This window comes from Paucilactobacillus vaccinostercus DSM 20634, assembly GCF_001436295.1.
Lineage (GTDB): Bacteria > Bacillota > Bacilli > Lactobacillales > Lactobacillaceae > Paucilactobacillus > Paucilactobacillus vaccinostercus.
Map to the genome: position 1 here is coordinate 57,637 of NZ_AYYY01000043.1, position 25,517 is coordinate 83,153.

The window sequence follows — 25,517 nt, forward strand, 5'->3', positions numbered from 1 at the left end:
AAGTCCCTAATCGGTCGCCCGAATACCATTCCAAATTAGATGATAAAAGTCATCAAATCCGGCTGACTGTGGATTCATTGCATCAGCCCGCACCACTGCAAACACCATCGCCATCACGAGATTAACGGGGATTGATCGAATTACATTGGCGGCCATCGCCTCCTCTAGTAACGACACAACGACATTATTATTTAGTTGATCAGCCAACGGGTTGGTTTCGGACTGGCCCATCAGAAACTTGATTTGTTCAATAAGTGTCAAGCTTTCTGGATTTTTTAAAGCAAAATCATAGATCGACTTCATGTATAGTCGTAGTCGTTCTGTAATGGGAATTGTCGCATCACTAATTCGGGTTAAATCCCCCGTTGCAATAATTTTAGCTAATTCCCGCTGGTAGACACTCATTAGTAGATCATCTTTATTTTTAAAATATAAATAAACATTAGATTGTGAAATACCAACTTTTTTTGCGACTTTAATCGTCGATACTGCCGCCGCACCATATTTTAAAATGATTGCCGCAGTCGCATCCTGAATTTTCACTTTTTTCGTTTCATCTTTTTTTCTCATCATTAAATCCCCAACTAAATTTACCTTTTTTATCAGTTTAGCGAAATTTTAATCGCAGTACAACCTTGACAAAGATAGAACTATCTTTTATGATTAAAAGCAATTTAAAAGATATCTCTATCTTTTATATATAAAAATAACTACAATGAGGTGTTTTAAATGAAAATTACTTTACTAGGTTCACTCGGTAACATTAATCGGCTTGTCATTCCCCGCTTGATCGCTGACGGTCATGAAGTCACCGTTGTTACTTCTCGGCAAGAACGTACCACAGCTATTACGGCCTTGGGGGCCACACCAGCTGTCGGAACAATGACGGATTTAGCTTTTTTGACGACCCAGTTTACTGGTCGCGACGTCGTTTATCTCATGATTTCCGGAACCTCACCCGATTTATTTGCCAGTGCCCAGCAGCAAGCTGCTATTTTCCAAGCTGCAATCCGCGCATCTCACGTCCAAAAAGTGGTCAATCTCAGTAGCATTGGCGCTCAAGATGCGCGTTCTGGCAGCTTGTACGCTTACCACTTTATTGAAGATGCGCTCACCAACTTATCCGACGTTGATGTTGCCTTTGTCCGTCCTACTGGTTTCTACAATAATTTATATGCCAACCTTGCGAGTGTTCATTCAGATCACGCGATCTATGCTAATATTCCCGCAACCGTCCAACGAAAATATGTTGACCCTGCAGACATTGCCGACGTTGTGTACGCTCTGGTTAGTCAAACACCTGCCGGCAAGACAATTCGCTACGTCGTAAGCGATACCTTCACAGGGACTGAAATGATTGCCGCATTTAGTACCGCACTCGGTTTTAATGTTCGACTAGTTGAAATTTCTGATCAACAATATGCCGATGCACTCCGTCAAAATGGTATTCCAGAAAGCATTATCGGCCCGTTTGTTAAAAGTAGCCAGCTGCAACGCCAACCATCTGAGATGTACGCTGATCTTACACAACACCCGGTTCATGATGGTCACGTTAAGTTAGCCGATTTTGCACAAAAGTTTGCCCGTGCCTTTAATGACGGGGATCATGCCCCACAGGCACACACCATTGCAACTAAATAATCGTTAAAAACGGTCAACCCACTTGTCCAGGTTGACCGTTTCTTATTCATCGTAAGATATCAATTAAATTCTTGTTGGCAGCCTGTTTGGCGGGTAAAATACCAAAGACCAATCCAACCGTTGTCGACACACCGAGTGCCAGAATAACTGACGACAGCGAAACCACTGCTTTATATGGAATAAAGGCCGAAATAATTGCGGCAATTCCCACTCCCAAACCAAAGCCGATCACACCACCAATAACGGTCAGGATAATCGCTTCAATTAGAAATTGTGCCATAATCGCTCGCTGGGTCGCCCCAACCGCCAATCGAATTCCAATTTCTTGTGTCCGTTCAGAAACCGAGATATACATCATGTTCATAACCCCGATTCCCGCAATGAATAGAGAAATTGCGGCAATGGCCGAAACAAAGTATGTCAATGTATCAATCATATGCCCGACTTCATTCAGTGCATCACTATCTTCATACTCATAACTACCATAGGCAGCATGACTACCATTTTTGTTCAGTAAGCGTTGTGCATGCTTGCCTAAATGTTTGACTTTCGCCCCACTCAAAAAGGTTAATTTGATTTCATTTCCAGAAGTTGTCGACTGAAACCGGTAGTATGCCCGCTGAGGAACCAAGACATTACTTGGATTTTCAGAATGATCCACATATACACCAATAATTTGATAGCTCTGCCCGTTGATCGCTATGTTTCGTCCCAATGCATTCTGACTGCCATGAAAAATCTTTTTCGCCAAGCCACGGGAAATATTAGCCACATTATTTTCCATCACATTATCGTTAGTAGTAATGCGCTGACCTGCAATCATCGTCTTGGTCGTCTTTTTAACTGGTTTTAATTCAACCAAGTGGTTACGATCATTGAGCTGCGCCTGAACGCTCGATGGCATGCCAAAGCTATTGTCCTTCGCCATAATCTTGATACTATCAATTTTAAGCTTATTATCCGATTTCAAGAGGCTTAAATCGGACTGATCGAACCCATTTGCACTAGAGGTGCCATCCGAATAATAATTAATAATTGCTGTCTGCTTACCCGTTTTTGTGGCATGAAACTGCTTTAGCGTATCCTGCTTCACACCATTTCCAAGTGACATAATCGTAATCACCGAGGCAATGCCAATAATGATCCCAATCATGGTTAAAAAGCTTCGTTTCGGATGAGAACGCAGCGATCGCAAGGCAGAGATAATCAATTCTTTGACTAACATGATCTCATCCCCTTGTCGCTTGAGATTCGACCATCCGTGATTTTAACAATTCGATCACACATTTGCGCTAAGTGATCGTCATGGGTAACCATGATAATTGTTGTCCCTAATTCACGATTAAGATCCGTGAACAACTGCATGATATCAGCTGAATTATGGGAGTCTAACGCTCCAGTCGGTTCATCCGCAATCAAGAAGTTAGGATTAGCCACAATTGCTCGTGCAATCGCCACCCGTTGTTGCTGCCCACCGGACATATTTTTAGGCATCTTGCTACTAAATCCCGTCAATCCCACCTTATCAAGAGCCGCTTCAATTCGTTCGTTAATTTCATCTCGTCGTTTTCCGGCATATAATAATGGCAACGCAATATTTTCACCGACGTTTAAGTTCGTAATTAGCTTAAAGTTCTGAAACACAAATCCGACCTTCTGGTTACGTAAACTGGCAAATTGACGCTGATTCAGACGCCCAATTTCCTGCTTATTAAACTGATAGTGACCTTCAAAATGATTGTCCAAGAACCCAATAATATTAATGAGCGTCGATTTACCAGAACCAGATGGGCCAACAATCGCCAAAAATTCGCCCGCCGTCACTTTGAGCGAAATATCTTTCAAGACATGATACTGTTGGTTGCCTTGCCGATAAACTTTATTCACATTCGTTAGTTCAATCATTGGTTCACCTGCTGTCCGTCTTTCACCTTTTGAGGATTGCTGATAAACTTTTCGCCCACATGAAGGCCCTGCTTAATGACAGCAAAATCACCATTCACTTTGAGGTTAACCTTGGTTTGATGTGCCCGCCCATTTTTCACAAGCATGACAACCGTCCGCCCGTTACGATGCAAAACTGCGGAACGGGGAATTCTTAGGTAAGTCTGTGCCACTGCGACGCTGACGTGCTGTCCGTCCAGTAGCTGCTTTCGACACTTAACACTAAATTGATAAAGTGCTGTGTTTGTTTTACTACTTGTATCCGGAAGTTGATCGACGTTACTAATCGTTCCCTTAAATTTCTGCTGCCCCGCAAGTGCCGTGAGCGCAACAGATTCCCCCTGCTTGATCTTATGATAGTCATATTCAGAGACATATCCCTGAATTTGGTGCCCATTTGAACTAACCTTAACAACTGGTTGACCGCTGGCACCATTTTTAACACTTACTGTCCCACTGAACGGTGCCGTCACCTGGGAGTCATTATTACTACTAGCAGTCGTTACCTCTAATTGATCGTTATTAACGGTTGCCTGTGCAGAATTGATATCTGCTTGCAGTGACTGAACCTGGTCATTAAGATCTGCATAGTTATCCGCTGTCGATGATAACTGTGCCAACTGTCCCTTAAGGGTTGTTAGCTGTCGTTGCTTCAAGGCAAGGTTAGCTTGATCACTACTTAAAGTGTTTTGCAGTGCTTTTAGTTTATTAATCTGGGCAACATCATTAGTCGTTACCAAAGTTTCGCCCTTCTCGACCGCCATATTATTTTTTACAAGCACCGTAACTTTACCGTCTGGTAATTTCAAAGTCTCCTGTCGAATCGGCATAACGGTCCCCGTTTCAACCAAATCCGGTGTTTTGGTGACCGTCATAATATGATAACGATCACGTAAGGCCGCCTGTTTCTTTGCGCTATGCGCCCGAATTAATCCCCCACCAATGATGAGAACCACCAGTACTACAAAAATAATGACACGTTTTGATCGCCAAAAATGCTTCAAAATATTTCCTCCCTATTATCCCATTCAACACCACGCCTCATATTGCACTGAACGTTTTTGCCGAGAGGCGCAATCTTTTTTTAACGTGTGATTTTCACCTTTTAACGTGCACTGCGCTTCCCAAGAATTAAAAAACAACTAAAATTCTGTAACCGTTGTCATTTTGTTTTATACTGAAAGTATCAAAATAGAAATGGAGTCTTTCTCATGACCAAGTTTAATCAACCACCCGTGACTATTTCGGTTCTCGCCTTATCGGAAAAAGTTGGAAAAACCACGACGGCCTATTTTATTGCCGCAAATCTACTCAAATTGAATCACAATGTTACGATTCAGCGCGTCGATCAAGACGACAGCGTTATTCTGTCAAACAATCCTGATCAACAGCAATTTAACCTTCTAGATTGCACAGCGACACTAGATACTCAGCAAGATCAAACTGCCATTCAACACTCCCAATTATTTGTCATTCCCGTATTTTTGACCGCTTATTCCATCAATGAAATTGAACAAACCATTGCCAAAATCAGCGAGTTTAAACAGCAAATCGCCAATGCCAGCATTTTTATTCTGCCGCGCAAAATCGAAAGTCAAGGCTCCGACACAGCCAAAAATCTTTACGGGTTGCTCAGAAACAATTACAAAAATGATTCTCGCATTGTTTTGCTCCCCACCATTCCATGGGTAACAAATCTAAAGGTCAGCCCTAACCAACTTTCGGCAGCAGACAGCAGCACTTCCAATGAGCAACTTTCAAAAGCTTATGCACCAGTTGTCGATCAGCTTCACCTGGATTAGGATTTTAATCACAAAAAAGCGAAGATGTGTGACGCGTATATCGATCACATCTTCGCTTTTTGACTATTTACTCCAATTAATCGGTCTTGCGATTATCAGATTCATGTGAAGATTGCGCGGTTGTCCGTCCCAAATAGGTCCGTTCAGCTTCCTCGCGAGCAGCAATTGCTTCTTCCATCGTTGGAAATGATTTCAATAACACATAACGATTATGTCGCATTAGTCGAGCAAACCAAGTGTCAGAATGTTTATCGTACGATACCCCTAAATGCCCGGTTTTATTCCGGACGGACTTCTTCAGAGATGAATACAAAATACCATGTTCATCTGAAAAATTACTTACATCCCCAGTATACCGGCGAAATACCGGATTAGTCCGCGAACGCTCTTTCATCAAGTCACGCCTTAGGCAACCACAACTTTTCGTCACCCCATGGCGCAGTCGAACACCCGTTACGATCACATGGTTACCACAGTTGCACTCACACAACCACCGTGAATTTCCACGCGCGTCGCTGGGTTCTTCCCCAATTACTAGTAACCGTGTAAATCTTTGTCCGATTAAATTCATCTTTTTCATTGTTCGTCACTCCTAATTAATTAGACCATCACATTGACCTTTAAAAGAATCTTTCTGTAGGTTGAACAAGCAATATAAAATCAAATTAATTGTCATCATTAGAAAATATTGGTAAAACTATATTACTATCAAACCCTTCTCTGAGTTATATGACTACTTTAATCCTCATTCTTGTTGTTGCACTACATCAGCGTTTCGTTCAAATTAAGGCTGTGCTAAACAATATATTTTTGACTCAATGATCAATGAAATCAACTATTACGTTTGTTCATTATCACCCGATTTATCACTATAATTTCGCCTAAAAGGCCCTTACTGAAATTATTAAAAAAATATAATCCACCATTTCAAATGTTGACTCATAATCCCTGTCGGTGTATGCTCTACAAGGATATTTGACCAGTACTGCAATACTGATCAGCTGATTATGAATCAGATCCATCGTTCATTTCGGTTTGTTTATCATAATTTTTTTCTAAATAATTCTCGATTGGGTCCTTGCCTAAGCTAGAAACTACCAGTGAGTATAAAGGACAAAAAAGTTAGTGTGAAGGCACTAAATCAAAGAAGCGTTCATTAATAAGCTTTTAATGCTAAATCGTCTAATATTTAGGAGAGGAAGATATGGATAATACGCCGGATTTAAGAATCGTAAAAACGATTCAAATTATTGAAACCACATTTTTTACAGAACTTGCCAGCAAATCATTTGATCAAATTACGGTCACAGGGCTGGCCAGACAAGCAAGAATTAGTAAGGGGACATTTTATAATCATTATTTAGATAAATACGATCTGGCCCGTCAACTCATTGATTCACGCATCAAATCTTTAAACACCGTACTCAAACATCAATTAAATACGAGTTGGCGCCATAATATTTTATTAACCAAAATCACCCCAGAAATGGAAGAACAACTGGCCGAATTACGAATTTTACGGAAAATTCATACCTCAGAGTTGGACTTTGAAAAGCAGGTTAAGACAAGCATTGCTGAAATTTTTGAGCAACGAATTCTCCGGGATAACCTACCACTTTCACAACCACAGTTCGTATCTCGCCTATTTGCTGCCCTTGTATTCGAATTTTTCGATGAATACATTGATGATCTTCACAAAAAGGATGATCAAGTGATGCAAACACAACTGAATGAATTTTTACATGCCGCTAATGAGTTATTTCCGAAGAAGAAACGCTCGATTCGGTAAAAAAGATCCGGCTAAAAAAGAACTTCTAACCAATTTACTTGGCTAGAAGTTCTTTTTAATTTCACTACCCTATTTCCAGATTTTTACGTGTTATATAAGAAAAAATTTAATCGCAATAACCGTTTTTCTTTGATTTCTTTGACTCACTTCGTTATAGTACTGCCATGATGTAATTTACCCTTGTGAATTACATCTAGCTATCCAGAATATCGCGGAGTTGGTTCAACTCTTTTAAAAGCACCCTGGCGGAAAACAGAGTGCTTTTTGAGGCATTAAAAATCATTAATTTCAATCCGCTGGTCAACATGAAAATAATGATCGCGCACATTTCCCAGCATAAATGCATCACAATTCATGAGCGTCTTGCGCACATCATCAACATACAGTGACAATAACTTGAGTAAATCGAATTCGTTTTGTAATGGTGGTTGTTGATCAATTTCAAAATATTCGATTTTTTGATGGTCGTTATCAATCATCCCCAAATATTGACCATCAGGATAGTAGTCTCCCGGCGTCACATATAAACATGGATACACTGAGTCTTGTGCCAAAAAATTAATCACGCAAACTAGCCGCACTCTGCCAGCGTGAACCGAACCGTACATAATCCAATCTGCATCGCGCAAAAAGAGCGCCACATTCTCCGTGTAGCCATCCAATATTTTTACATAATCGCCCGGACATACCTCATCATCCGCGATACTGAAATAAGTTGGAATATCGCTATTTCCCAGCACAATTAAATAAAACCCGTCCTGAACACCTTCGCCAGCAGCAACTGTCTCTCCTTCTTCATATTGTCTGGTATGATCCATTTGGCTTCACCCACTTTATTCGTATTAATTAATGTCATCATAACAATAACCCATAAGGAAAGATATACCTTTACACGTATATGTCCATTTAATTAACCCCTTCGATTTGCATCCATGTGGTGTTAAATGTTATTCAATAAATTTATCGAAAACGCTTGCATTTATACGGATAAATTATATAATGGTACTAACAACTATATATTAACCGTATTTCGTTGCAATGAAAGCCATCCGAAACGCTTACCGGATGGCTTTTTTTGATCCGATTTCTGTTTAATACGGTTGTATTTATCCGGATAAATTATATAATAGACTTCGTTATCGATAAACTTCGGAAACGATAACGAACCTTCATAGCAATATCATTGAACCAACTTACACTTGTCGATCCTGTTCACACCGTGAACGGGATCTTTTTTATTTTTTAGTTAGTTTTATATTGACTTGTACTAACTAAATAACTATAATCCATATCGTTAGTTAGAAATATATCAATCCTAACTAAATTAATAACAACTATCTAGGAGGTACCGGTCATGCAACGGCCAACAAACTTCAATTCAAATGAATTTACACGTTCAAAATTTAAACTTCGCGATTTTATCCATCTAATCACGCAATCTAAACCACATTATTGGCAACTCATCGTGGGGCTAATCTTAGGGCTCTTCTCCACTGGAATGCAGTTAGCAGTTCCTAAATTCGCAGAATCACTCATCAACGGTCTTGGTAAGCACCTTAATTCTGGGATGGTCATCGCCGTCATTGTACTTTTTATCGTGAGTGCTTTAATTAGCGCAGCTTCCGGAACGATTTTGGGCTTTTTCGGTGAAGACGTCGTTTATAAGCTTCGAGACCTACTTTGGAACAAGCTGTTACGACTACCAGTTAGCTATTTTGACACCACCAAATCCGGTGAAATTTCATCCCATTTAGTCAATGATTCGACTCAGGTTAAAGATTTTATCGCAACATCGATGCCGCGAATGGTCACTTCCATTCTCCAATTAGTTGGGGCTCTCGTTTTGATGATCGCTATGGATTGGAAAATGACCATTATGATGTTTGTCGCCGTTCCACTACTTGTTTTTTGTATTCTACCTGTCACTCGTCAAGCCATGAAAATTGCCCGTAATCGTCAAGATGCATTAGCGGGCTTTAACGGTGAAGCTGGTGAAGTTCTGAGTGAAATGCGCCTCGTTAAGTCCTCAAATGCCGAAACTAATGAACAAATCACGGGACACAAACGCATTCACAAACTGTATCGAATCGGTCTGAAAGAAGCCATCTACGACTCCATCTCAGGACCTTTGGTTACCATGGTGATGATGGGCGTCGTTGTCGGAATGTTGGCTTATGGTGCTAGTCGAGTTGCACAAGGAACGCTCACAATGGGGACCCTGTTCTCATTTTTAATGTACCTTGTTCAAATGATTGGCCCCTTTGGCACACTTGGCCAATTTTCATCTGATATGGCCAAGGCAAGTGGCTCAACGGTTCGGATTCAAGAACTCCTCAACCAACCAGAAGAATCTCACGAAACGCAGCTCACTACCGATACTCACGGACAAACGCTCGCAATGAACCATGTCAATTTTGGCTACGATGAGAAACAAGTCCTAACGGATGTTTCCTTTACCGCGCAGCCAAACACCGTGATTGCCTTTGCTGGACCTTCCGGTGGTGGTAAATCGACCATTTTCAGTTTGCTGGAGCGCTTTTACCAACCTAATTCTGGCACGATTACTATTGGCACAACAGATCTAGCAGCCCTTAATCTCACGAATTGGCGTCAACAAATTGGTCTTGTCAGCCAAGATGCCGCAATTATGGCCGGCACGATTCGCTACAATTTAACCTATGGCGCCCAAGAAAGCTATAGCGACGATCAACTCTGGGATGTTTTAGAAATGGCCTACGCCAAGGACTTCGTGAGCAAGATGCCTAACGGTCTCAATACTGAAGTTGGTGAACGAGGCGTTAAAATTTCTGGCGGGCAACGTCAACGATTGGCAATTGCACGTGCCTTCCTACGGGATCCTCAAATCTTAATGCTGGATGAAGCCACCGCTAGTCTGGATTCTGAGTCTGAAATGATGGTCCAAAAAGCGTTAGAAAAACTCATGAAGAATCGAACCACACTAGTTATCGCCCATCGATTAAGCACCATCGTCGATGCAAATGAAATTTACTTCATCGAAAACGGTCAAGTTAGTGGGCATGGTACTCACCAAGAATTAGTTGCTAATCATGACCTTTACCGCGAGTATGTTGAAAATCAATTTGGTTCAAGCAACCCATTAAGCGCCTAGTTGTTGCCTAAATTTCGTAAAAAAAGACGTCCTAACCTCAAATTAATCGAGGTTTTTAGGACGCCTTTTTTACCTACTATTTAGTTAGCATCTCGGCTAATTCTTTTTGGGTAGTCACTTGCCCAATTCGTGGAAATAGTTTGCGGAAGAAGAATTGATGGTTCTCAAGATCTCGATCCGCACATGCATCCTCCACAATTAGCACGTGGTAGGTACTTTGATACGCATCTAATGCCGTTGCATAAACACCATTCGAAGTGGAAACGCCCGTCAAAATAATCGTTTGAATTCCCCGTCTCCGCAATTGTAAGTCTAAATCGGTTCCAAAAAAGGCACCAGGATTATGCTTAGTAATTTGAATAACATTAGCTTGACCACCTAATGTGGGAATGGTCAATACCGAACGTGGCGATTCACCCGGATGCATTGTGCCATCCGGGAACGGAAACAACCCTTGAAAAGTCGTTCGATCAACCGTCACCAACACCGTTAAAACATCAGTATCCTTAAATGTATGAATTAACGCGGTATTGCGAGTAACTACTTCTTGCGCAGAAATTGGAAATAAGGGCTTCGCTGCCAGAATGTCTTCTTGTAAGTCAATGACAACAATTGCCGTTTTACTCAACTCTAATTTTGTCGTTGGGATCATGATAAATGCTCACTTTCAATTATTAATCCGATCGATTTTATCAAACTCGATCGCATAAAACAACTCGTTCATCGATGATTTTTTTACCATTCAACCAATTGGTCCAATTATTTGTGTTTTTAATACAATATTATGCTTTTTGTCACCGGAATTTTGGTAAAATATTCATGAAAGTACTAATTATGGAGGTGTTTCTCATCTACATTGTGGATGCCAAAGAGCGGTGGGTTAACATGTTTATAGCAACATTTGTGGCTGGAACCCTCATCTACCTAGTCATCAAGGATTCTTCGCTACTTAGTTCAATTAATTCATTTTCACAAGGCGTGATCTCTCACCTTCCGTTTAATCATCCCTGGCTGAATCACACAATCACCTTCATCCTCGCCCACCTACTACTGAATCTTTACGCAGTGCTTCTCTGGTTTATTCTGTGGGGATTCAAACATAAGCTAATTGCTTTGTGGGCCTTGGTAACCTATTTTGGTATCAGCCTGCTAGGGTTACTCATTAATCAACTATTGCTCATCGTTACTGATGATACCACGGCCCCGATCGACCTGACATTTCTCAAACTGGTCGTCTTAATGGCCTGTATTTATATCTGTGTGTTACCTAATACTAGCCGGTTTGTCGGTTATCTAACCATTATCTTACTATTGATTCTGTTTAGCTTGCGAACACTTGCTGGAATCCAATTACACACTGTGGCACTCATCAATGTTGGGATCAGTATATTGTGTGGCTATGTTGGAATTCAACTTTTCGAATATATCTACCTGCATTGGTTTAGTAAATTGCAACTTATTCGTGCGTTTCGCCATTCTGATTTTAACTAGACGATTACACCTCTTCCAGAGCTTACGTTAATAGCTCTGGAAGATTTTTTTAATTGAATATTGAAAATAAAGGTCCTATACTTTCACTAATACTGGTTATCGGAGGATTATTTTGCAAAAACACTGGCAACTCAACCTATCCATTCTTTGGTTGGGTTCATTTATTACAGAGCTCGGTAATGCACTCACATTACCTTTTCTACCACTATACATTGCAACGCTCGGAAACTATCATGGGTGGACTCTCAATATTTTGAGTAGTATCGCATTCGCCGTAACTTATCTTGCAAAAACGATTGTTTCACCCATCTGGGGACGCTTGGCAGATCGCCATGGTCGCAAATTAATGTGTTTACGGGCCAGTGGGGTGATGACACTAACCATTTTTGCCAATGCTTGGGTACCAAATGTTTGGTGGTTAATCATATTTCGAGCTTTGCAAGGTGCCTTTTCGGGCTACATCAATAACGCGCAAGCCCTGATTGCAGATGCGACACCCGCCGCACACGAGGGCCATGCACTCGGAACCCTCGCCACCGGTGGTGTGACTGGCACACTACTTGGTCCCCTAATTGGTGGTCTGATTGCGGACCAAGTAGGCTACCGTGCGACCTTCATCGTGGCCGCAGTTGGCATGCTCGTCGTGTTTATCAGCACAGCTTTGTTTGTGACAGAAGACTTTGTTCCACAACCAACTAAAAGTTTTCAACGGTCACGAACACCAATTTCATCACTTTTGCTCGTGATTTTTTTCATTGTTCTCACAGTTCAGGCAGCTTCAACAACTATCCAGCCAATCGTGAGCCTATTCGTACATCAACTATCGCCACATTCTCGCAATTTGGCTCTTTTAAGTGGATTGGTAACGGCGGCGCCTGGTCTTGCAACCCTGTTAGCTGCACCACGACTTGGTAAACTCGTAGATCGAATCGGCGCCATTCGTGTGATCTATTGGGGTCTCGCCGGTGCCGCCATCATCCTGATCCCCATGCTATAGCTCACCAATACATCCCAGTTAGTGATCGGGAGATTCTGTTTTGGCTTAACGGACGCTGCCATCATTCCTGCTTACCAAACTCTGATGACGCAGCTAACAAATAAAAATGAATTTGGCCAAATATTTAGCTATAGTCAGTCTTTTCAGGCATTTGGCAACGTCATCGGTCCTGTTTTAGGCGGTGTTTTGGCAAGTGTTTGCGGTTTTCGCAGTATTTTCATCCTCACACTGATAATGGAATTAGGCTGTTTAGTCGCACTACGGGTCACTCATCGAACCGCGAACTAGCTGCATCGGATACAAAAAACGCAATTTTTCCTATTCGGATAATTGCGTTTTTTCTCATTCATCAGCAAAAACTCGATTTCGTCCCGCCCGTTTCGCTTCGTATAAATGAGTATCGGCGCGTTCAATAACCGCGTTATTATGAATGTCGTCGCCCTGAATCTGTGTGATACCGGCCGAAATCGTAATTTGAATCTGCTGCTTTCCAGATTGTACGGAAAAATTCTTTAACGCCTGGCAATAATTCTCAACGATTTCCTTAACTTGCGCATCACTGGCGCCGTCGGTCACAATGATACTGAATTCTTCGCCGCCGGTTCGATATAAATTGCATGGAAACAAGGCTTGATCCAAATAGGCATCACAATGCTGGGCAAATGCTCGGAGCACTTCATCCCCCACCAAGTGACCATGAGTATCATTGATCTGTTTAAAATGATCAATATCAATCATCACTAAGTGTACCGCCGATGATTGACCGGTCAGTAAAAGTTGCCGATACCTTGTAAAATCACTACTAAATTTTTTGACGCTATGAACCCCTGTCAGTGCATCGTGTTGGGTATCATATAAGAGTTCTCGCGTTCTTTTTTTGCGGTAGATTAACAGCCGATCGTACAAGTAGGCAATTTCCATCACCACAATAAAGCACGCAGTAATCGACAATGTTTCCGCTAACTTGTACTGGTAAGCGTACATATTGAACAGCCAGAAAATCAGGCTAACGCCACTGGTCACGATAAAAAGGCGCCACTGCTTAGCTCGAATCCATTCGCGAAAATAATTGATCAGTATCAAAAGCCCTAAAGTGCCAATGAATGCAGTTAACGCCCACCAATTACCATGCCAATACGGGTAAAATGACACCAATACCAAGGCCATCAACGTTAAAAATGCGTGCCGATTTTTGAACTTGGTGCTGATATAAATAAGCGTCCCATCTCGTAACGCATTGGCCGTCCACGTGTATGTGGTCCCGAACAACCGCAACATTCGAATAAAATAATGATCAACACATAGCCAACAACGAGCCATGCTGTTTGAACCGTTCGATGAATTACCTTAGTTGCATATGCTGCACCTAAGTCCTCAATTAGTTCCAGGGTCGCTACAAATCCAATCATGAAAAAGAACAACCAAAAAAATGTATTGCCAAATAACTCCATAAATGGCCCCCAAAGATTTCTCTATCCCTGCTAATTAATATTAACAGGATACAATATTCAACCCCGGAAAACGAGTACTTGAGGAGAGTTTATTGCCTTTTTTCTTAGCAAAAACTCATTTTCTCTCTTCGGTAATCAACGCATGACCATTGGCCATTTCGTCACCATCGTCAATCACTCTTCGTCGCAAGCGGTGCCCACCGAAAATGCCACTGCGGTCGACCAATCAAAACACCAAATGGTGGCACCTTATAACAGAACCATGCGATTGCAAAGGAACCGCCAATAACGCCAATGTAGCCGAGTGGCAACATTAATAGATATTGCCAATCTTGCCAGCTCTGATTTTTCAAAATCAGCTTAAGCACCAGCAGTCCCAGCGATTGATTCAAATACATGCCAAAACTAATCTTGGCCCCATTTTTTACCAACCATTCAATTGCTGTTGGCATCCCGGCCTGCCGCCAGGTTGCGTATCTTTGTCCAATCCAAAAGATCGTCATAATCATTAGGATATCAAAAACCTGCATGTAAGGTTGATGCGGCGATGTGGCCCGATCATAGCTCAAACCAAGAACGGTCATATTCCAATGCATATAAAAAATGGTTCCAACCGACAAACAACAGGCCAGCGAAGCAATCCACTTAATATGTCGATGAATAAAATCCGTTACTGCTTGATAGTGTAAACAGACAAACGCACCAGAAATAAAGTAGAATTGGTATGAAAAAATATTAATGCTAAATGCTTTAAACCAGTAAGGATAAGCAGATAAATCTAAATTTTGCAGCCAATATTTAATTAACGCATCCAACGTAAGCTGGATAAAAAGGCTAATACCTAAGATGCGGCGATGCTGCTCGGGCCATCTTTTGAACAGCCAAACAATGCCAGGAAAAATAAGATAAAGCTGCATCACCAACAACATGTAATACATATAAAAACGATTACCGTGGATAATAATAGCTAAGTACTGTGTTGAAAAAAGGTTCATCGTTGTAAACCCGTCATCAATCTCTGTAAATAGGACTAAAAAGAATAAGTTCCATAGTAGGTACGGCCACAAACTCCCACTGAAACGTTTCCGATAAAAACGGCCCCAGTCGCGCCGATGAAAATAATTGAGCGTCAGCACCAAACCACTCATAAATAAAAAACCGTTACGACTGTAATGAAACATTAATCGAATACTTTTTAACGTTTCACTGGCAGTGTCTTGCCCATTCATCGCGGCTAATACTGTATTAACTGTATGGTTAAAAATCACGCCCAATATAAAAAACAACCGCATAAAATCAACTTCATATAGGTATGCTTTAATCGGTTTAGAGCGTCTAATTTGATTATTCAGATCACTTCACCTTCCTTTTAACACTGTAGATTCTATGATGGCAAAATAATTTGAATAATCTTTTGTCGGAAATACGTGCTTTTCCGAATTTTCTATGAACAGTTATTAAAAAAAGATAAAACCGGGTTTGAACGAAACATCCTGTTTCGTCTCAAACTCGGTTTTTACGTCATGGTTCTTAAATTGAGCGTACTAATTTGTAGTTTAATGGGTCATTCATGCAACTACCACCGACACCGGTAACTAGGATTCGAGTGAAGAAATAATACCCTCAAATTTCTGGTTACCTTTAAGAAAACTAATTTTCTGGGTACCATGGCTACCATCCAATAATTCGATCAGCCGAAACGCTCGTTTGGCGGTAATTTGAATTGTAATCCACTCCGACGGATCTAACGTTTTACCAATAATAGTAGCCACTTTTTGAGCAGAAGTCGTCCGAACAATATACACTGACCGATCTAAATGCTGGCATTGAAAGTAGTTTAACGTTGCAGACTGGGAGGCGCTAACTCGCTGCTCGGCAACTTCAATATGACCAATCATTTCGGCGACGTTAGCAATTGTGCTCTGTAATTCAATGTAGCGCTTGCACAATCCACAAGTCGCCTTTAAATCACCAATTTGATGTTGCTGACTTTTGAGATGCTCATGCTCATCAATCACATCCACGCATTCACTTAACAATAAGCCACGATATCTTTTTAATTTATTTTTTTCGTCTATGGTCGCATTTTTCATAGTTATCAGCTCGATTTCAACTACAGTTTTCAATCAATTAATCTTCTTGGAATTTAACACGATTTACTCACTTTTTCAATTATTCTTTTACAAAAAAAGAGTGCCCTTGATGGACACCCCATTAAAAAGAATTAGTATTTAATGTCTAATAACGGTGCATGCTTAACATCCTCAATCGTTTTAGTACCTGCTAATTGCATGATGATTTTTAACTCATCATTCAAATGATTGAAGACAGAGGTCACGCCTTGCGCGCCGCCCAGTGCCAAACCATAAATTGCTGGACGACCAATTGCAACCAAGTCGGCACCAGCTGCTAAGGCTTTGAATACATCTGATCCACGACGAACGCCAGAATCAAAAATAATCGGTACACGATGGTTGACCGCCGACGCAACGTCAGTCAAAACATCAAAACTAGCTGGACCACCATTTAATTGGCGCCCACCGTGGTTGGAAACATAAATTCCAGCAGCACCAGCGCCAATCGCATATAGTGCATCTTCGGCTGATTCAATTCCCTTGACAATTACTGGTAAGTCAGTATATTGAATAATTCGTGCCACATCTTTAGGCCCGATTTTTTGAGCGGCTGACGCGTAAATCTCGCCAATTCCCTTTCCTTTACCATCGCCTTCGCTAAACTTCGTTAGGTTAGCCATTGGAATTGGAAATTGAAAATGATTGATAATGTCAGCTTCACGATAGCCATCAACCGTGGCGTCAACAGTCAAAATAATTCCCTTGACACCGGCCTTCTTGGCTTCATCTAGTAGTGATTCATTGAAATTCCAATCCTTACTCATGTAAAGTTGGAAGAATTGTGGGGCCCCATTTCCGGCTTCAGCGGTATCCGCAATTGACGTCGAAGAATACGTACTTTGTGCCATCAACCCACCTGCAGCAGCCACACCGGCTGCGGTATCAATTTCACCTTTTACATGGGCAAGCCCTTGTGCAGCGGCTGGTGCCATCATAATTGGTGTTTTTAAATCTAAGTTGAATACCCGCGTGTCAGTTTGTGGATCTTCAATATCACTGAGCGCCTTAGGCACAATTTGCTTATGCTGAAATGCTGTCCGGTTCGCATGCAACGTCCATTCATCTTCCGAACCGCCCGCAATATAACCAAAACCACCAGTTGGAATAATCTTCTGCGCTTCCTGCTCTAACGCTGGTAAGTTTAAAATATCGAGTTCCTTTTCGTTTTCATTTTGCTTATAGCCATTTGTAATTGTCATAATATGGTTCCTCCCGTTCAATGAATTTCATTTAACGGTTCCCATTCTATTCACTTACAAAAAGTAAGTCAAGTGTTTCTACTTATTTTTTTGTTTGATCGCGCGTTCGACTTCATGAATAACTAGCCCAACCGCCGCAAATCCGAGGCCAATCAAAACCGTAACCATGGCAAAACTCGTTAACAGGTAGGTAATGAGCAGTAACGACGCGATGGGGAGGAGTAGTCCCCCCGGTAGTCGCATTCCCACTCCTAGAGTTTGGTCGTTTCTCAATTTAATAAGTGATGCAATGGTCGCGATGTATTGAATAAATGAACTGAAAACAATCAATTTCACTAAAAAGATATATTCACCACTCACTACCAACCCACCAGCTAACGCGGTTGTTAAAATAATCGCCCAGTACGGGGCACCGTATCGATTTTGGCGTGCCAACCAATCTGGCATTAATTGGTGCTCGCGCGCCATCGAAGCTAATTCCACGGGGGTATCAAATGATACTGCAATTGCGACTCCCAAAATTGATACTAACATCCCGCTCAAAATTAAACTCTGCCCCATTTGACCACCAATAATACCAAAAGCAGCAGCGACTGGTAACTTTTCACCGGCCAATGAATTTCCAAGAAACTCAATCGTTACAGTCTGCGTCGCAACATAGATTAAGGAAACGGCAATCATCGTAATTATAATCACCCTCGGTAGCGCCTTAGCAGCATTTTTCATTTGCCCAGCAACATTAGGTAAAAATGAAAAACCCGTAAACATGTAGAATGCCGTCACAAACGCACCAGTAAAGCCATGGCCAGTCGTCGCGTGATGACCGAATGTCACCTTAAAATGACTTAATGCGACCGCTCCAGCAATAATAAAAATACATAGGATAACCACTTTCAGTGCACTCGACAGGTCGTCTAAATAGGTCACGAAAGACGGCCCAAACAGATTAATAATGCCAATCATGGTAATAATACTTAAAGCAATCAATTTATAGGTCAGTGACTGGCTAGTGAGAGGCATAAATCCCGCCAACGTCGTTAAAAATGCAGCAATTTCCGCACTAATTGTGATCACGCCCAGAAACCAGCCAAACCAGCCCGTTTGAAAACCGGCCAATGATCCAAATGCCCGATAGGCATACGTCCACGCACCCCCATCATCATCCATTTTAGAGGCCATCACGGCATAGTTCAATGCAATCATCAACGTGGCAAGTCCCGCAAAAAGAATGGCCAGGATACTGTAACTCCCGGCTTCTTGAAACAGATGGCCAGGCAATAGAAAAATGCCGGACCCGATAATGCCATTGATTCCTAATAACAACGCTCCCGCGAAGGAGATCTTTTTGACACTTATTTGTTTTTTCATCTCACCGCCCCCAGTCATGAGCCCTTGAATGAATAGGTTACCTCGTTAATTGTTTACTTATTATAAGTATAAATGTTTTTATCTGTTATTAGCAAAGAAAAAGGCATCATCACAACCATGATGATCCCTAAAAGTACCTTTTAGTGGCACAAAATTAACTGATTAATTTTAATATCATGTTCTTCTAGCGGCCACTGTGCCGCATCATACTTCATTACTGTCGGCACGAGCGCAACTGTTGCGCCGTGATATCCCGCTAAAAAGCGGTCGTAATATCCGGCACCAAATCCAATCCGATTACGGGTTTGACAGTCAAACGCGATTGCCGGTACAATCACTAAATCTGGTGTTTGATTAACCAATGCTGCATCATACGCGGGCTCTGGAATACCAAACTTGCTAACCACTAGTCGATCATACTGATCATCAAATGGCAAAAAGGCCATCTGCCGGTGCGGCATCGTCTTCGGCAACAAGACTTGTTTGCCGTCCTTCAGCGCCTGCGTAATTAATTGACGCGTATTCACCTCAATCGGGCTGCTAATCGTTGTCGCAATCGATCGTGCTTTTTGCCAAGCACTAGTTTGAAACAACTGTTGCGTGAGTTGCGCGGACTCTGCCTGTGTTTGTGCCTGCATCTGCGTCATTTTTTGAATTTGTTGTTTCCGAAATGCTACTTTATCCAAGTTGGTCGCCCCCATCATCAGCTTCACACATCGGTGAAGTTGCTTGTTTATGTTGTCGTTTTTGCCAAACTAATTCGAGAAGCCCAGCAATTAATAGTGCCGTAATCAATCCCACCGCATTATTAAAAATTCGAAGTTCTGTCGCTGGAACCGTACCGAATAATCCTTGAGCAATTGTGAGTGCCCCAAAACAATTAAAAACGCTTGCCCAAAAATAACTAGGAGTCAATCCGAGTAAAAATCCGGTCACAGGTGCCAAAATAAAAATTAGCTGACTGGGTAATAATACCACGCAACCGGCAAAAGCTACAGAACCAAGCACAACACCCAATAACCGTTTCATCGCTCGTTGGGTCAGTGGCCCCTGCTGCGGGAGTAATGCGGACATCCCCGCAAATCCCAGCCACATCGCTCGACCATGATGCAACCACTGGCCTACGAAAAGCGCAATACTAATCCCCATTGCTAACCTAAATTGCCATCGAAACACGGCATCGTGCCATCCGGTAAACCGCAGAACCGTCCATACTCGGACCTGGCGATTGTCATTACGATGCTGACGCCATAATACAACGCCACATATCACAAAGGAGAGCAACAATGCCCACCCCCGCGGTGCAACGCCGGCACCATGCACTGACATGCTTGTTACAATAATATAACTAAATGCATAAACACCGCCATTGCCCAGCAGTGGGTTCATCGTTGTCAGCCGTAAAATAATGAGCAACGCCAATACATTTAAGACTAATCGCCACATAATCGGTAGTAGCGGTAACCAGACACTTAGCCCGCCCATCAACAAGAGCACAATCGCCAGCGCCCCCAGACTATCGGTCACCCGATACCCATAATTCACAAATCGAATACTAAGCAACATGCAAAAACTAGCAAGTCCCACGTAGCCATTGAGTTGCCCAAAACAATAGCTAAATCCGGCAATATACACAATTGCAAAACATAATAAACAAATATCCCGCAGTAAGAGGGCCCACGTTGTTTGACGTCGTTCGTGACCATTACTATCTCGCATTTTTTGGCGCAATGTTGCTGGACTCAGTTGCATCAATTGGTATGTTGTCATATTTTCTCCCTTCAAAATCGCGTTGAGGAGTATATCAAATTCTAAAATAACCTGTCAATCCCAATTCACTCGATGATAGTCACTAAACTGTAATATTTTTTCGTGAGCGTTACCATCCCACCCAAACGTGGCTCATGATAATTTTCACAATTTTTAGTTGCACTTATTCCTTGCATCTTCTCCCAAACGCGTTTAGAATCACTCTTTGGTAATACATACATCAGCTTATATTAATTGGTGTTTCACTTAATTCTCAAGGAGGGATTTTTAACTTGACGCTTGCATTTTACGGTCAGCCTAAATTCAGTACCACATCTGCTTCACCCGTCGGATATGAATTATTTATTCGGGAAAAGCAAGATAATCACTGGGTCCTACCAGTCAGTTTCACCGCAATTCATGCCAGTCAAATTGAAAATCTTCTTCGCCAAGTACTCACTCAAGTTCCATCCACCACACAAATTCTGTCGTTTAACTTGGAACCCAGTCAATTTGTTCAACCGGTCTTTATTGAAATGGTGACTCGGATTCAACAGCAAACTCAAATTCATCTGATTACAGAACTGACCGAACGCTTTGACGCTAGTATCAGTCATGAACAACTCGTTGCGGCAGCACAACAGTTTCACCAAGATCGCCTCCTAGTTTGCATCGACGATGTGGGAACTGAGCGCAACACCCCCCAGCTAGTTCAAGAAATGAATCCTTACGTGGATGAATTCAAGTTTGCTTTTCAAAACTTACGTCCATTTAAGGACATCCAAACTGTGGAGCACTTTCTCAAATTCTGGTATAGTGTTGCTAAAGCACACGATAAAGTGTTTGCTGTTGAGGGTCTAGAAACTGCCGCAGAACTCCAATACGTCACCAATCACTATCAAGTCGATTTAATCCAGGGCTACTATACCGGTCGCCCCGAACTACTAGTTGCAGAATCGTGAATCGAATCGGAGGAAACCAATCAATGAAGATCATCGTGATGAAACAACACGATCAACACTGGGATGCCTTTGCCCAACAAATCCAATCGGTCACTTGGACCGCTGGCCGTCACCTAGCATACCTCATGTACAATCACGCTTTTTTAGACTGGGAACGCGTCATCGTTTTTAGTGACCATGGCCAACTGGTCGGCTTCTGCGCCCTGCTTGAACACGATATTGTCCCTGCCGTTCAGAGCCCTTTTGTTGGATACGTCTTTGTCAACAACAGTTATCGGGGTCAAGGACTCAGTGAACAACTTGTTAGTCGAGCCGAAACACTCGCCCAGCAGCTAGGATTTGATACCACGTACATTGTGACCCGCCACGTTGGCCTATACGAGCGCCTCGGTTACGAACTATTCGACCACCGTCAGGACCGCTTTGGTCGCGAAAATCGAATGCTCATGAAAAGTTTAAAATTAATGTCCTAACAACTCTATCGATTACGATATAGTTGTTTTTTTATATTCAAATTATATATATCATCATCTAACAAAAGTTTAAGACTATCTAAACAGCAATCATTCTGTTTGCTATTTTCTGATATTTTCCGTATATTGAACACAACTTAATGATGAGGGGGCCACTATGCAAATTTTCTTTACTAAACTACTCTGGTCAACATTGACGCTCACTGGTTTTCTGGGGTCAATTGTTGGTTTTGTTCTACCCATAATCCCTGGCATTCCATTCTTAATTCTAATGGTTTATAGTCTGCGTAAAATATCACCCCGATTCCATCGGTGGCTGCTCACAACACGTCTTGCCAAGTGGCTTCAACGGCGCGAACCGAAGTTAGCCAAGTGGCTGATTGATTAACGACGACACGCTTAATTTATCTGGCGTTCAATTCGCAAGCGTCATCCGGCACGCTTTGATGCGTCATTGACCCAACTAAACTCATAAAACTTGATTAAAAAATTATCGATTTGAAATCTCATTATTTCAAATCGATTTTTTATTGTCTTTTTTGGTCACCACCGTAATTTAGTCATCCCCGGTACCAGCCGTTTAATCGTCATTATCAAATGATAATGTTAATTCATATTTTAGCAATTCAATAGATTCATTTTGGGAAAGTCGGTATTCCAATACTATATATTGTGCTACAATGATTTGCGTCACACTATATATAGACAAAGGACGATGATTCGCTACGGAACCTGTAAATATTCTCTACATCAGTTTGAGCGGTAATACCAAATATTTTATTGGCAAACTGACAAAATACTTTGAAGAAGAACGCCACATTCAAGTTAATTCAATTAACGTTAAAGAACACCCCGAATTCACCACTCTCGACCAACCGTTTGTTGCCTTCCTACCGGCCTTTCTTAAAGGCGGTAACGGAGTTAATAACGGCTACACCGAAATCTTGACCACCATTTTGGGAGATTATCTAGAACACGAAGATAATTACCGCCGTTGTTACGGGATTATCGGTAGCGGCAATCGTAATTTTAATAAGCAGTTTGCACTCACGGCTAAACAGTACGCTGAGCGCTTCGGTTTTCCCTACATTACCGATTTTGAACTACGTGGCACAGCACACGATTTTCCCCGCATCGCCGATGCCATCTTAACCTATCGCGATCAATTCAGTTCTCAAACAACAAAGGAGTAGTCCCTAATGGCAACTAGCACCCCAGAAATGGAAAACACCTATTTTTACTTAAATAACCTCGTAAACATCCCTGTCGACGGAGAAATTCCGCTATATTACGATCAAGAAGCCCTCAAGGCCTATTTTGAAGAGACGGTCGAACCAAAGACTAAGCAATTTGATTCATTGGATGCCAAATTAAACTACTTAGTCAACGAAGATTACATTGATCCAGATATCTTGAATCAGTATTCCCACGAATTTGTGCGGTCCTTGTTCGACCGAATGAAAGACCATCACTTCCATTTCCACAGCTTTCTAGGCGCGTACAAATTTTACACACAGTACGCCATGAAAACCAACGACGGACAACAATTCTTGGAAGGCTTTATCGACCGTGTTGTCTTCAATGCCCTTTACCTTGCAAACGGTGATGAGCAACTTGCTAATGACGTTGCCGATGAATTAATTTCACAGCGTTACCAGCCCGCCACTCCCACTTTCCTCAACGCGGGGAAAAAGCGCCGCGGAGAAATGGTGTCGTGTTTCCTAATTGATATGGCCGATTCCATGCTCTCCATTGGCCGTGGCGTTAATTCCGCCCTTCAACTATCACGGATTGGCGGTGGCGTCGGTGTTAACCTGTCAAATCTCCGTGCCTCAGGCGATCCTATCAAAAAAATTGCCAACGCCTCGTCCGGGGTTGTACCAGTGATGAAGTTACTTGAGGACTCATTTAGTTACAGTAACCAGCTTGGTCAACGTAACGGTGCTGGGGTTGTCTATCTCAACGTTTTCCATCCCGATATTTTACATTTTCTGGATACCAAAAAAGAAAATGCGGATGAAAAAATTCGGGTGAAGACCCTGTCCCTCGGGCTGATCGTTCCCGATAAATACTATGAATTGCTCAAGACTAACGAACCGATGTATCTTTTTAGTCCCTATGACGTCGAACGCGAATACCACACGCCATTTGCCTACATTGATATCACGAAGGAATATGACAACATGGTTGCCAACCCGAATATCAAAAAATCGGTCTTTAACGCCCGGAAGCTAGAACAAAAGATTTCTCAACTCCAACAAGAATCTGGGTATCCTTACATCTTGAACATTGATACGGCGAACCGCACGAACCCCGTCGACGGTAAAATTATTATGAGTAATCTCTGTAGTGAAATTCTCCAGCCCCAGGAACCCTCAGAACTTGATGATGATCTATCGTATAAGACCATTGGTACCGATATTTCATGTAACCTCGGATCAACTAATATTATGAATATGATTGATTCGCCAGACTTTGGTCGCTCGGTTGCGGTCGCCGTTCGCGCGCTCACCCTCGTGACCGATACAACCAACGTCAAGGAAGTCCCAACCGTTAAACATGGTAACGAACTTTACCATACGATCGGATTGGGTGCTATGGGTCTGCATACCGCCCTTGCACGCCACCAAATTGAATATGGCTCATCAGAAGCCCTTGAATTCACGGATGCTTACTTCCTAGCCTTAAACTACTATTCACTCGTCACGAGTAACCAAATTGCACGCGAACGTCACGAAACCTTCGCCAAATTTGAGCAATCAAAATACGCCGATGGTAGTTACTTTGATCAATACCTGAACGCCGACTTTGCATTTAAGAGCACTAAAGTTGCAGAGATTTTCAAAAACATTAAATTACCATCTGTTGCCGACTGGGAGGTCCTCAAACAGGACGTCATGGCGGATGGTCTTTACCATCGTAACCGACTTGCCGTGGCACCGAATGGTTCCATTTCGTACGTTAATGAAACGAGTGCGTCACTTCACCCAATCACACAATTAGTAGAACAACGGCAGGAAAATAAAGTGGGATCAATCTTCTACCCGGCACCCTACCTGTCTAACGAAACTTTGCCCTACTACACGCCCGCATATGATATCGACCAACGCAAAATCATTGATACCTATGCCGTAGCGCAAAAACACATTGATCAAGGCATGAGTCTGACACTGTTCATGCGTTCAGTTTTGAAACCCGACCTTTACGAATGGAAGGACAATGACAACTTGAAGATGACGACCCGGGACCTTAACCGGTTACGGAATTACGCCTGGACCAAGGGCATCAAGTCACTTTATTACATCCGAACATTCACAGAAGACGACGAAATCAAAACCGCAAATGAATGCGAGTCATGCATGATCTAGGGGATGTATTCAGGGTTA

General features: G+C 42.1%; 25 protein-coding genes and 1 pseudogene. 12 read left to right on the top strand and 14 right to left on the bottom strand.

Going from position 1 to position 25,517, the window contains the following annotated elements; translation table 11 throughout:
* Window positions 1-6 precede the first annotated feature (6 nt).
* Window positions 7-573, bottom strand: a complete 567-nt coding sequence (locus FC26_RS08245; protein ID WP_157061136.1) for a TetR/AcrR family transcriptional regulator — start codon at window positions 571-573, stop codon at window positions 7-9.
* A 156-nt stretch (window positions 574-729) separates the two neighbouring features.
* On the opposite strand from FC26_RS08245, the gene FC26_RS08250 reads away from it, so the two are divergent.
* A complete protein-coding gene (locus tag FC26_RS08250) occupies window positions 730-1,641 on the top strand; it encodes an SDR family oxidoreductase (protein ID WP_057779543.1) in 912 nt (303 codons plus the stop codon).
* Between the two features lie 46 nt (window positions 1,642-1,687).
* Here the strand turns inward: FC26_RS08250 and FC26_RS08255 are convergent, their stop codons facing one another.
* From FC26_RS08255 to FC26_RS08265, 3 genes are all read right to left on the bottom strand, one after another.
* Window positions 1,688-2,794, bottom strand: a complete 1,107-nt coding sequence (locus FC26_RS08255) for an ABC transporter permease (RefSeq protein WP_057779674.1) — start codon at window positions 2,792-2,794, stop codon at window positions 1,688-1,690.
* A 65-nt stretch (window positions 2,795-2,859) separates the two neighbouring features.
* Window positions 2,860-3,546, bottom strand: a complete 687-nt coding sequence (locus FC26_RS08260; protein WP_057779544.1) for an ABC transporter ATP-binding protein — start codon at window positions 3,544-3,546, stop codon at window positions 2,860-2,862.
* Entirely contained in the window at window positions 3,543-4,589 is a 1,047-nt protein-coding gene (locus tag FC26_RS08265) for an efflux RND transporter periplasmic adaptor subunit (RefSeq protein WP_057779545.1), read from the bottom strand. The genes FC26_RS08260 and FC26_RS08265 overlap by 4 nt, the downstream gene beginning before the upstream one ends.
* Window positions 4,590-4,796: 207 nt before the next feature.
* Between FC26_RS08265 and FC26_RS08270 the strand changes: the two genes are divergently transcribed.
* Entirely contained in the window at window positions 4,797-5,387 is a 591-nt protein-coding gene (locus FC26_RS08270; protein ID WP_057779547.1) for a P-loop NTPase family protein, read from the top strand.
* 76 nt (window positions 5,388-5,463) lie between these two features.
* Here the strand turns inward: FC26_RS08270 and FC26_RS08275 are convergent, their stop codons facing one another.
* Window positions 5,464-5,967 (bottom strand): AP2 domain-containing protein, encoded by a 504-nt coding sequence (locus FC26_RS08275; protein WP_057779549.1) that lies wholly within the window; start codon window positions 5,965-5,967, stop codon window positions 5,464-5,466.
* 624 nt (window positions 5,968-6,591) lie between these two features.
* On the opposite strand from FC26_RS08275, the gene FC26_RS12535 reads away from it, so the two are divergent.
* Complete coding sequence (locus tag FC26_RS12535) at window positions 6,592-7,176, top strand: TetR/AcrR family transcriptional regulator (RefSeq protein WP_083483790.1); 585 nt, start codon at window positions 6,592-6,594, stop codon at window positions 7,174-7,176.
* A 272-nt stretch (window positions 7,177-7,448) separates the two neighbouring features.
* Here the strand turns inward: FC26_RS12535 and FC26_RS08285 are convergent, their stop codons facing one another.
* Window positions 7,449-7,994 (bottom strand): hypothetical protein, encoded by a 546-nt coding sequence (locus tag FC26_RS08285; RefSeq protein WP_057779550.1) that lies wholly within the window; start codon window positions 7,992-7,994, stop codon window positions 7,449-7,451.
* A gap of 536 nt (window positions 7,995-8,530) precedes the next feature.
* Here FC26_RS08285 and FC26_RS08290 point away from each other — a divergent pair.
* On the top strand, window positions 8,531-10,306 hold the full coding sequence (locus tag FC26_RS08290) for an ABC transporter ATP-binding protein (RefSeq protein WP_057779552.1): 1,776 nt from the start codon (window positions 8,531-8,533) through the stop codon (window positions 10,304-10,306).
* A 76-nt stretch (window positions 10,307-10,382) separates the two neighbouring features.
* Here FC26_RS08290 and FC26_RS08295 read toward each other — a convergent pair whose 3' ends face one another.
* Complete coding sequence (locus FC26_RS08295; protein ID WP_057779554.1) at window positions 10,383-10,958, bottom strand: isochorismatase family protein; 576 nt, start codon at window positions 10,956-10,958, stop codon at window positions 10,383-10,385.
* Between the two features lie 167 nt (window positions 10,959-11,125).
* Between FC26_RS08295 and FC26_RS08300 the strand changes: the two genes are divergently transcribed.
* From FC26_RS08300 to FC26_RS13075, 3 genes and pseudogenes are all read left to right on the top strand, one after another.
* Window positions 11,126-11,797 (top strand): hypothetical protein, encoded by a 672-nt coding sequence (locus FC26_RS08300; protein WP_157061138.1) that lies wholly within the window; start codon window positions 11,126-11,128, stop codon window positions 11,795-11,797.
* A gap of 112 nt (window positions 11,798-11,909) precedes the next feature.
* Window positions 11,910-12,794 carry an MFS transporter gene (locus FC26_RS08305; protein ID WP_057779556.1) on the top strand — a complete coding sequence of 295 codons (885 nt, stop codon included), beginning with the start codon at window positions 11,910-11,912 and terminating at the stop codon, window positions 12,792-12,794.
* Window positions 12,795-12,812: 18 nt separating this feature from the next.
* Window positions 12,813-13,082, top strand: a pseudogene (locus tag FC26_RS13075) (MFS transporter); the annotation flags it as partial.
* A 54-nt stretch (window positions 13,083-13,136) separates the two neighbouring features.
* Here the strand turns inward: FC26_RS13075 and FC26_RS08310 are convergent.
* The 7 genes from FC26_RS08310 to FC26_RS08345 all read right to left on the bottom strand — a co-directional run bounded on the left by FC26_RS08310 (window position 13,137) and on the right by FC26_RS08345 (window position 20,717).
* Entirely contained in the window at window positions 13,137-14,114 is a 978-nt protein-coding gene (locus FC26_RS08310; protein ID WP_083483791.1) for a GGDEF domain-containing protein, read from the bottom strand.
* A gap of 301 nt (window positions 14,115-14,415) precedes the next feature.
* On the bottom strand, window positions 14,416-15,597 hold the full coding sequence (locus FC26_RS08320; RefSeq protein ID WP_338045564.1) for an acyltransferase: 1,182 nt from the start codon (window positions 15,595-15,597) through the stop codon (window positions 14,416-14,418).
* Between the two features lie 243 nt (window positions 15,598-15,840).
* Complete coding sequence (locus tag FC26_RS08325) at window positions 15,841-16,371, bottom strand: hypothetical protein (protein ID WP_057779563.1); 531 nt, start codon at window positions 16,369-16,371, stop codon at window positions 15,841-15,843.
* 98 nt (window positions 16,372-16,469) lie between these two features.
* Window positions 16,470-17,579 carry a lactate oxidase gene (locus tag FC26_RS08330; RefSeq protein ID WP_057779564.1) on the bottom strand — a complete coding sequence of 370 codons (1,110 nt, stop codon included), beginning with the start codon at window positions 17,577-17,579 and terminating at the stop codon, window positions 16,470-16,472.
* A 78-nt stretch (window positions 17,580-17,657) separates the two neighbouring features.
* Window positions 17,658-18,947 carry an APC family permease gene (locus FC26_RS08335; protein WP_057779566.1) on the bottom strand — a complete coding sequence of 430 codons (1,290 nt, stop codon included), beginning with the start codon at window positions 18,945-18,947 and terminating at the stop codon, window positions 17,658-17,660.
* Between the two features lie 140 nt (window positions 18,948-19,087).
* Window positions 19,088-19,633 (bottom strand): 5-formyltetrahydrofolate cyclo-ligase, encoded by a 546-nt coding sequence (locus FC26_RS08340; RefSeq protein ID WP_235809495.1) that lies wholly within the window; start codon window positions 19,631-19,633, stop codon window positions 19,088-19,090.
* The gene (locus tag FC26_RS08345) at window positions 19,626-20,717 is read right to left on the bottom strand and encodes an FUSC family protein (RefSeq protein WP_057779569.1); all 1,092 of its coding nucleotides are present in this window, start codon (window positions 20,715-20,717) and stop codon (window positions 19,626-19,628) included. The genes FC26_RS08340 and FC26_RS08345 overlap by 8 nt, the downstream gene beginning before the upstream one ends.
* 272 nt (window positions 20,718-20,989) lie before the next feature.
* Between FC26_RS08345 and FC26_RS08350 the strand changes: the two genes are divergently transcribed.
* The 5 genes from FC26_RS08350 to nrdE all read left to right on the top strand — a co-directional run bounded on the left by FC26_RS08350 (window position 20,990) and on the right by nrdE (window position 25,499).
* Window positions 20,990-21,658, top strand: a complete 669-nt coding sequence (locus FC26_RS08350) for an EAL domain-containing protein (protein WP_057779570.1) — start codon at window positions 20,990-20,992, stop codon at window positions 21,656-21,658.
* A gap of 23 nt (window positions 21,659-21,681) precedes the next feature.
* Window positions 21,682-22,131: a GNAT family N-acetyltransferase gene (locus tag FC26_RS08355; RefSeq protein ID WP_057779572.1), complete on the top strand. Its 450-nt coding sequence runs from the start codon at window positions 21,682-21,684 to the stop codon at window positions 22,129-22,131.
* Window positions 22,132-22,288: 157 nt separating this feature from the next.
* The gene (locus FC26_RS08360; RefSeq protein WP_057779574.1) at window positions 22,289-22,519 is read left to right on the top strand and encodes a DUF454 family protein; all 231 of its coding nucleotides are present in this window, start codon (window positions 22,289-22,291) and stop codon (window positions 22,517-22,519) included.
* A 352-nt stretch (window positions 22,520-22,871) separates the two neighbouring features.
* Entirely contained in the window at window positions 22,872-23,324 is a 453-nt protein-coding gene (locus FC26_RS08365) for a class Ib ribonucleoside-diphosphate reductase assembly flavoprotein NrdI (RefSeq protein ID WP_072535998.1), read from the top strand.
* Between the two features lie 27 nt (window positions 23,325-23,351).
* Window positions 23,352-25,499 (top strand): class 1b ribonucleoside-diphosphate reductase subunit alpha, encoded by a 2,148-nt coding sequence (gene nrdE / locus FC26_RS08370; RefSeq protein WP_057779677.1) that lies wholly within the window; start codon window positions 23,352-23,354, stop codon window positions 25,497-25,499.
* Window positions 25,500-25,517 lie beyond the last annotated feature (18 nt).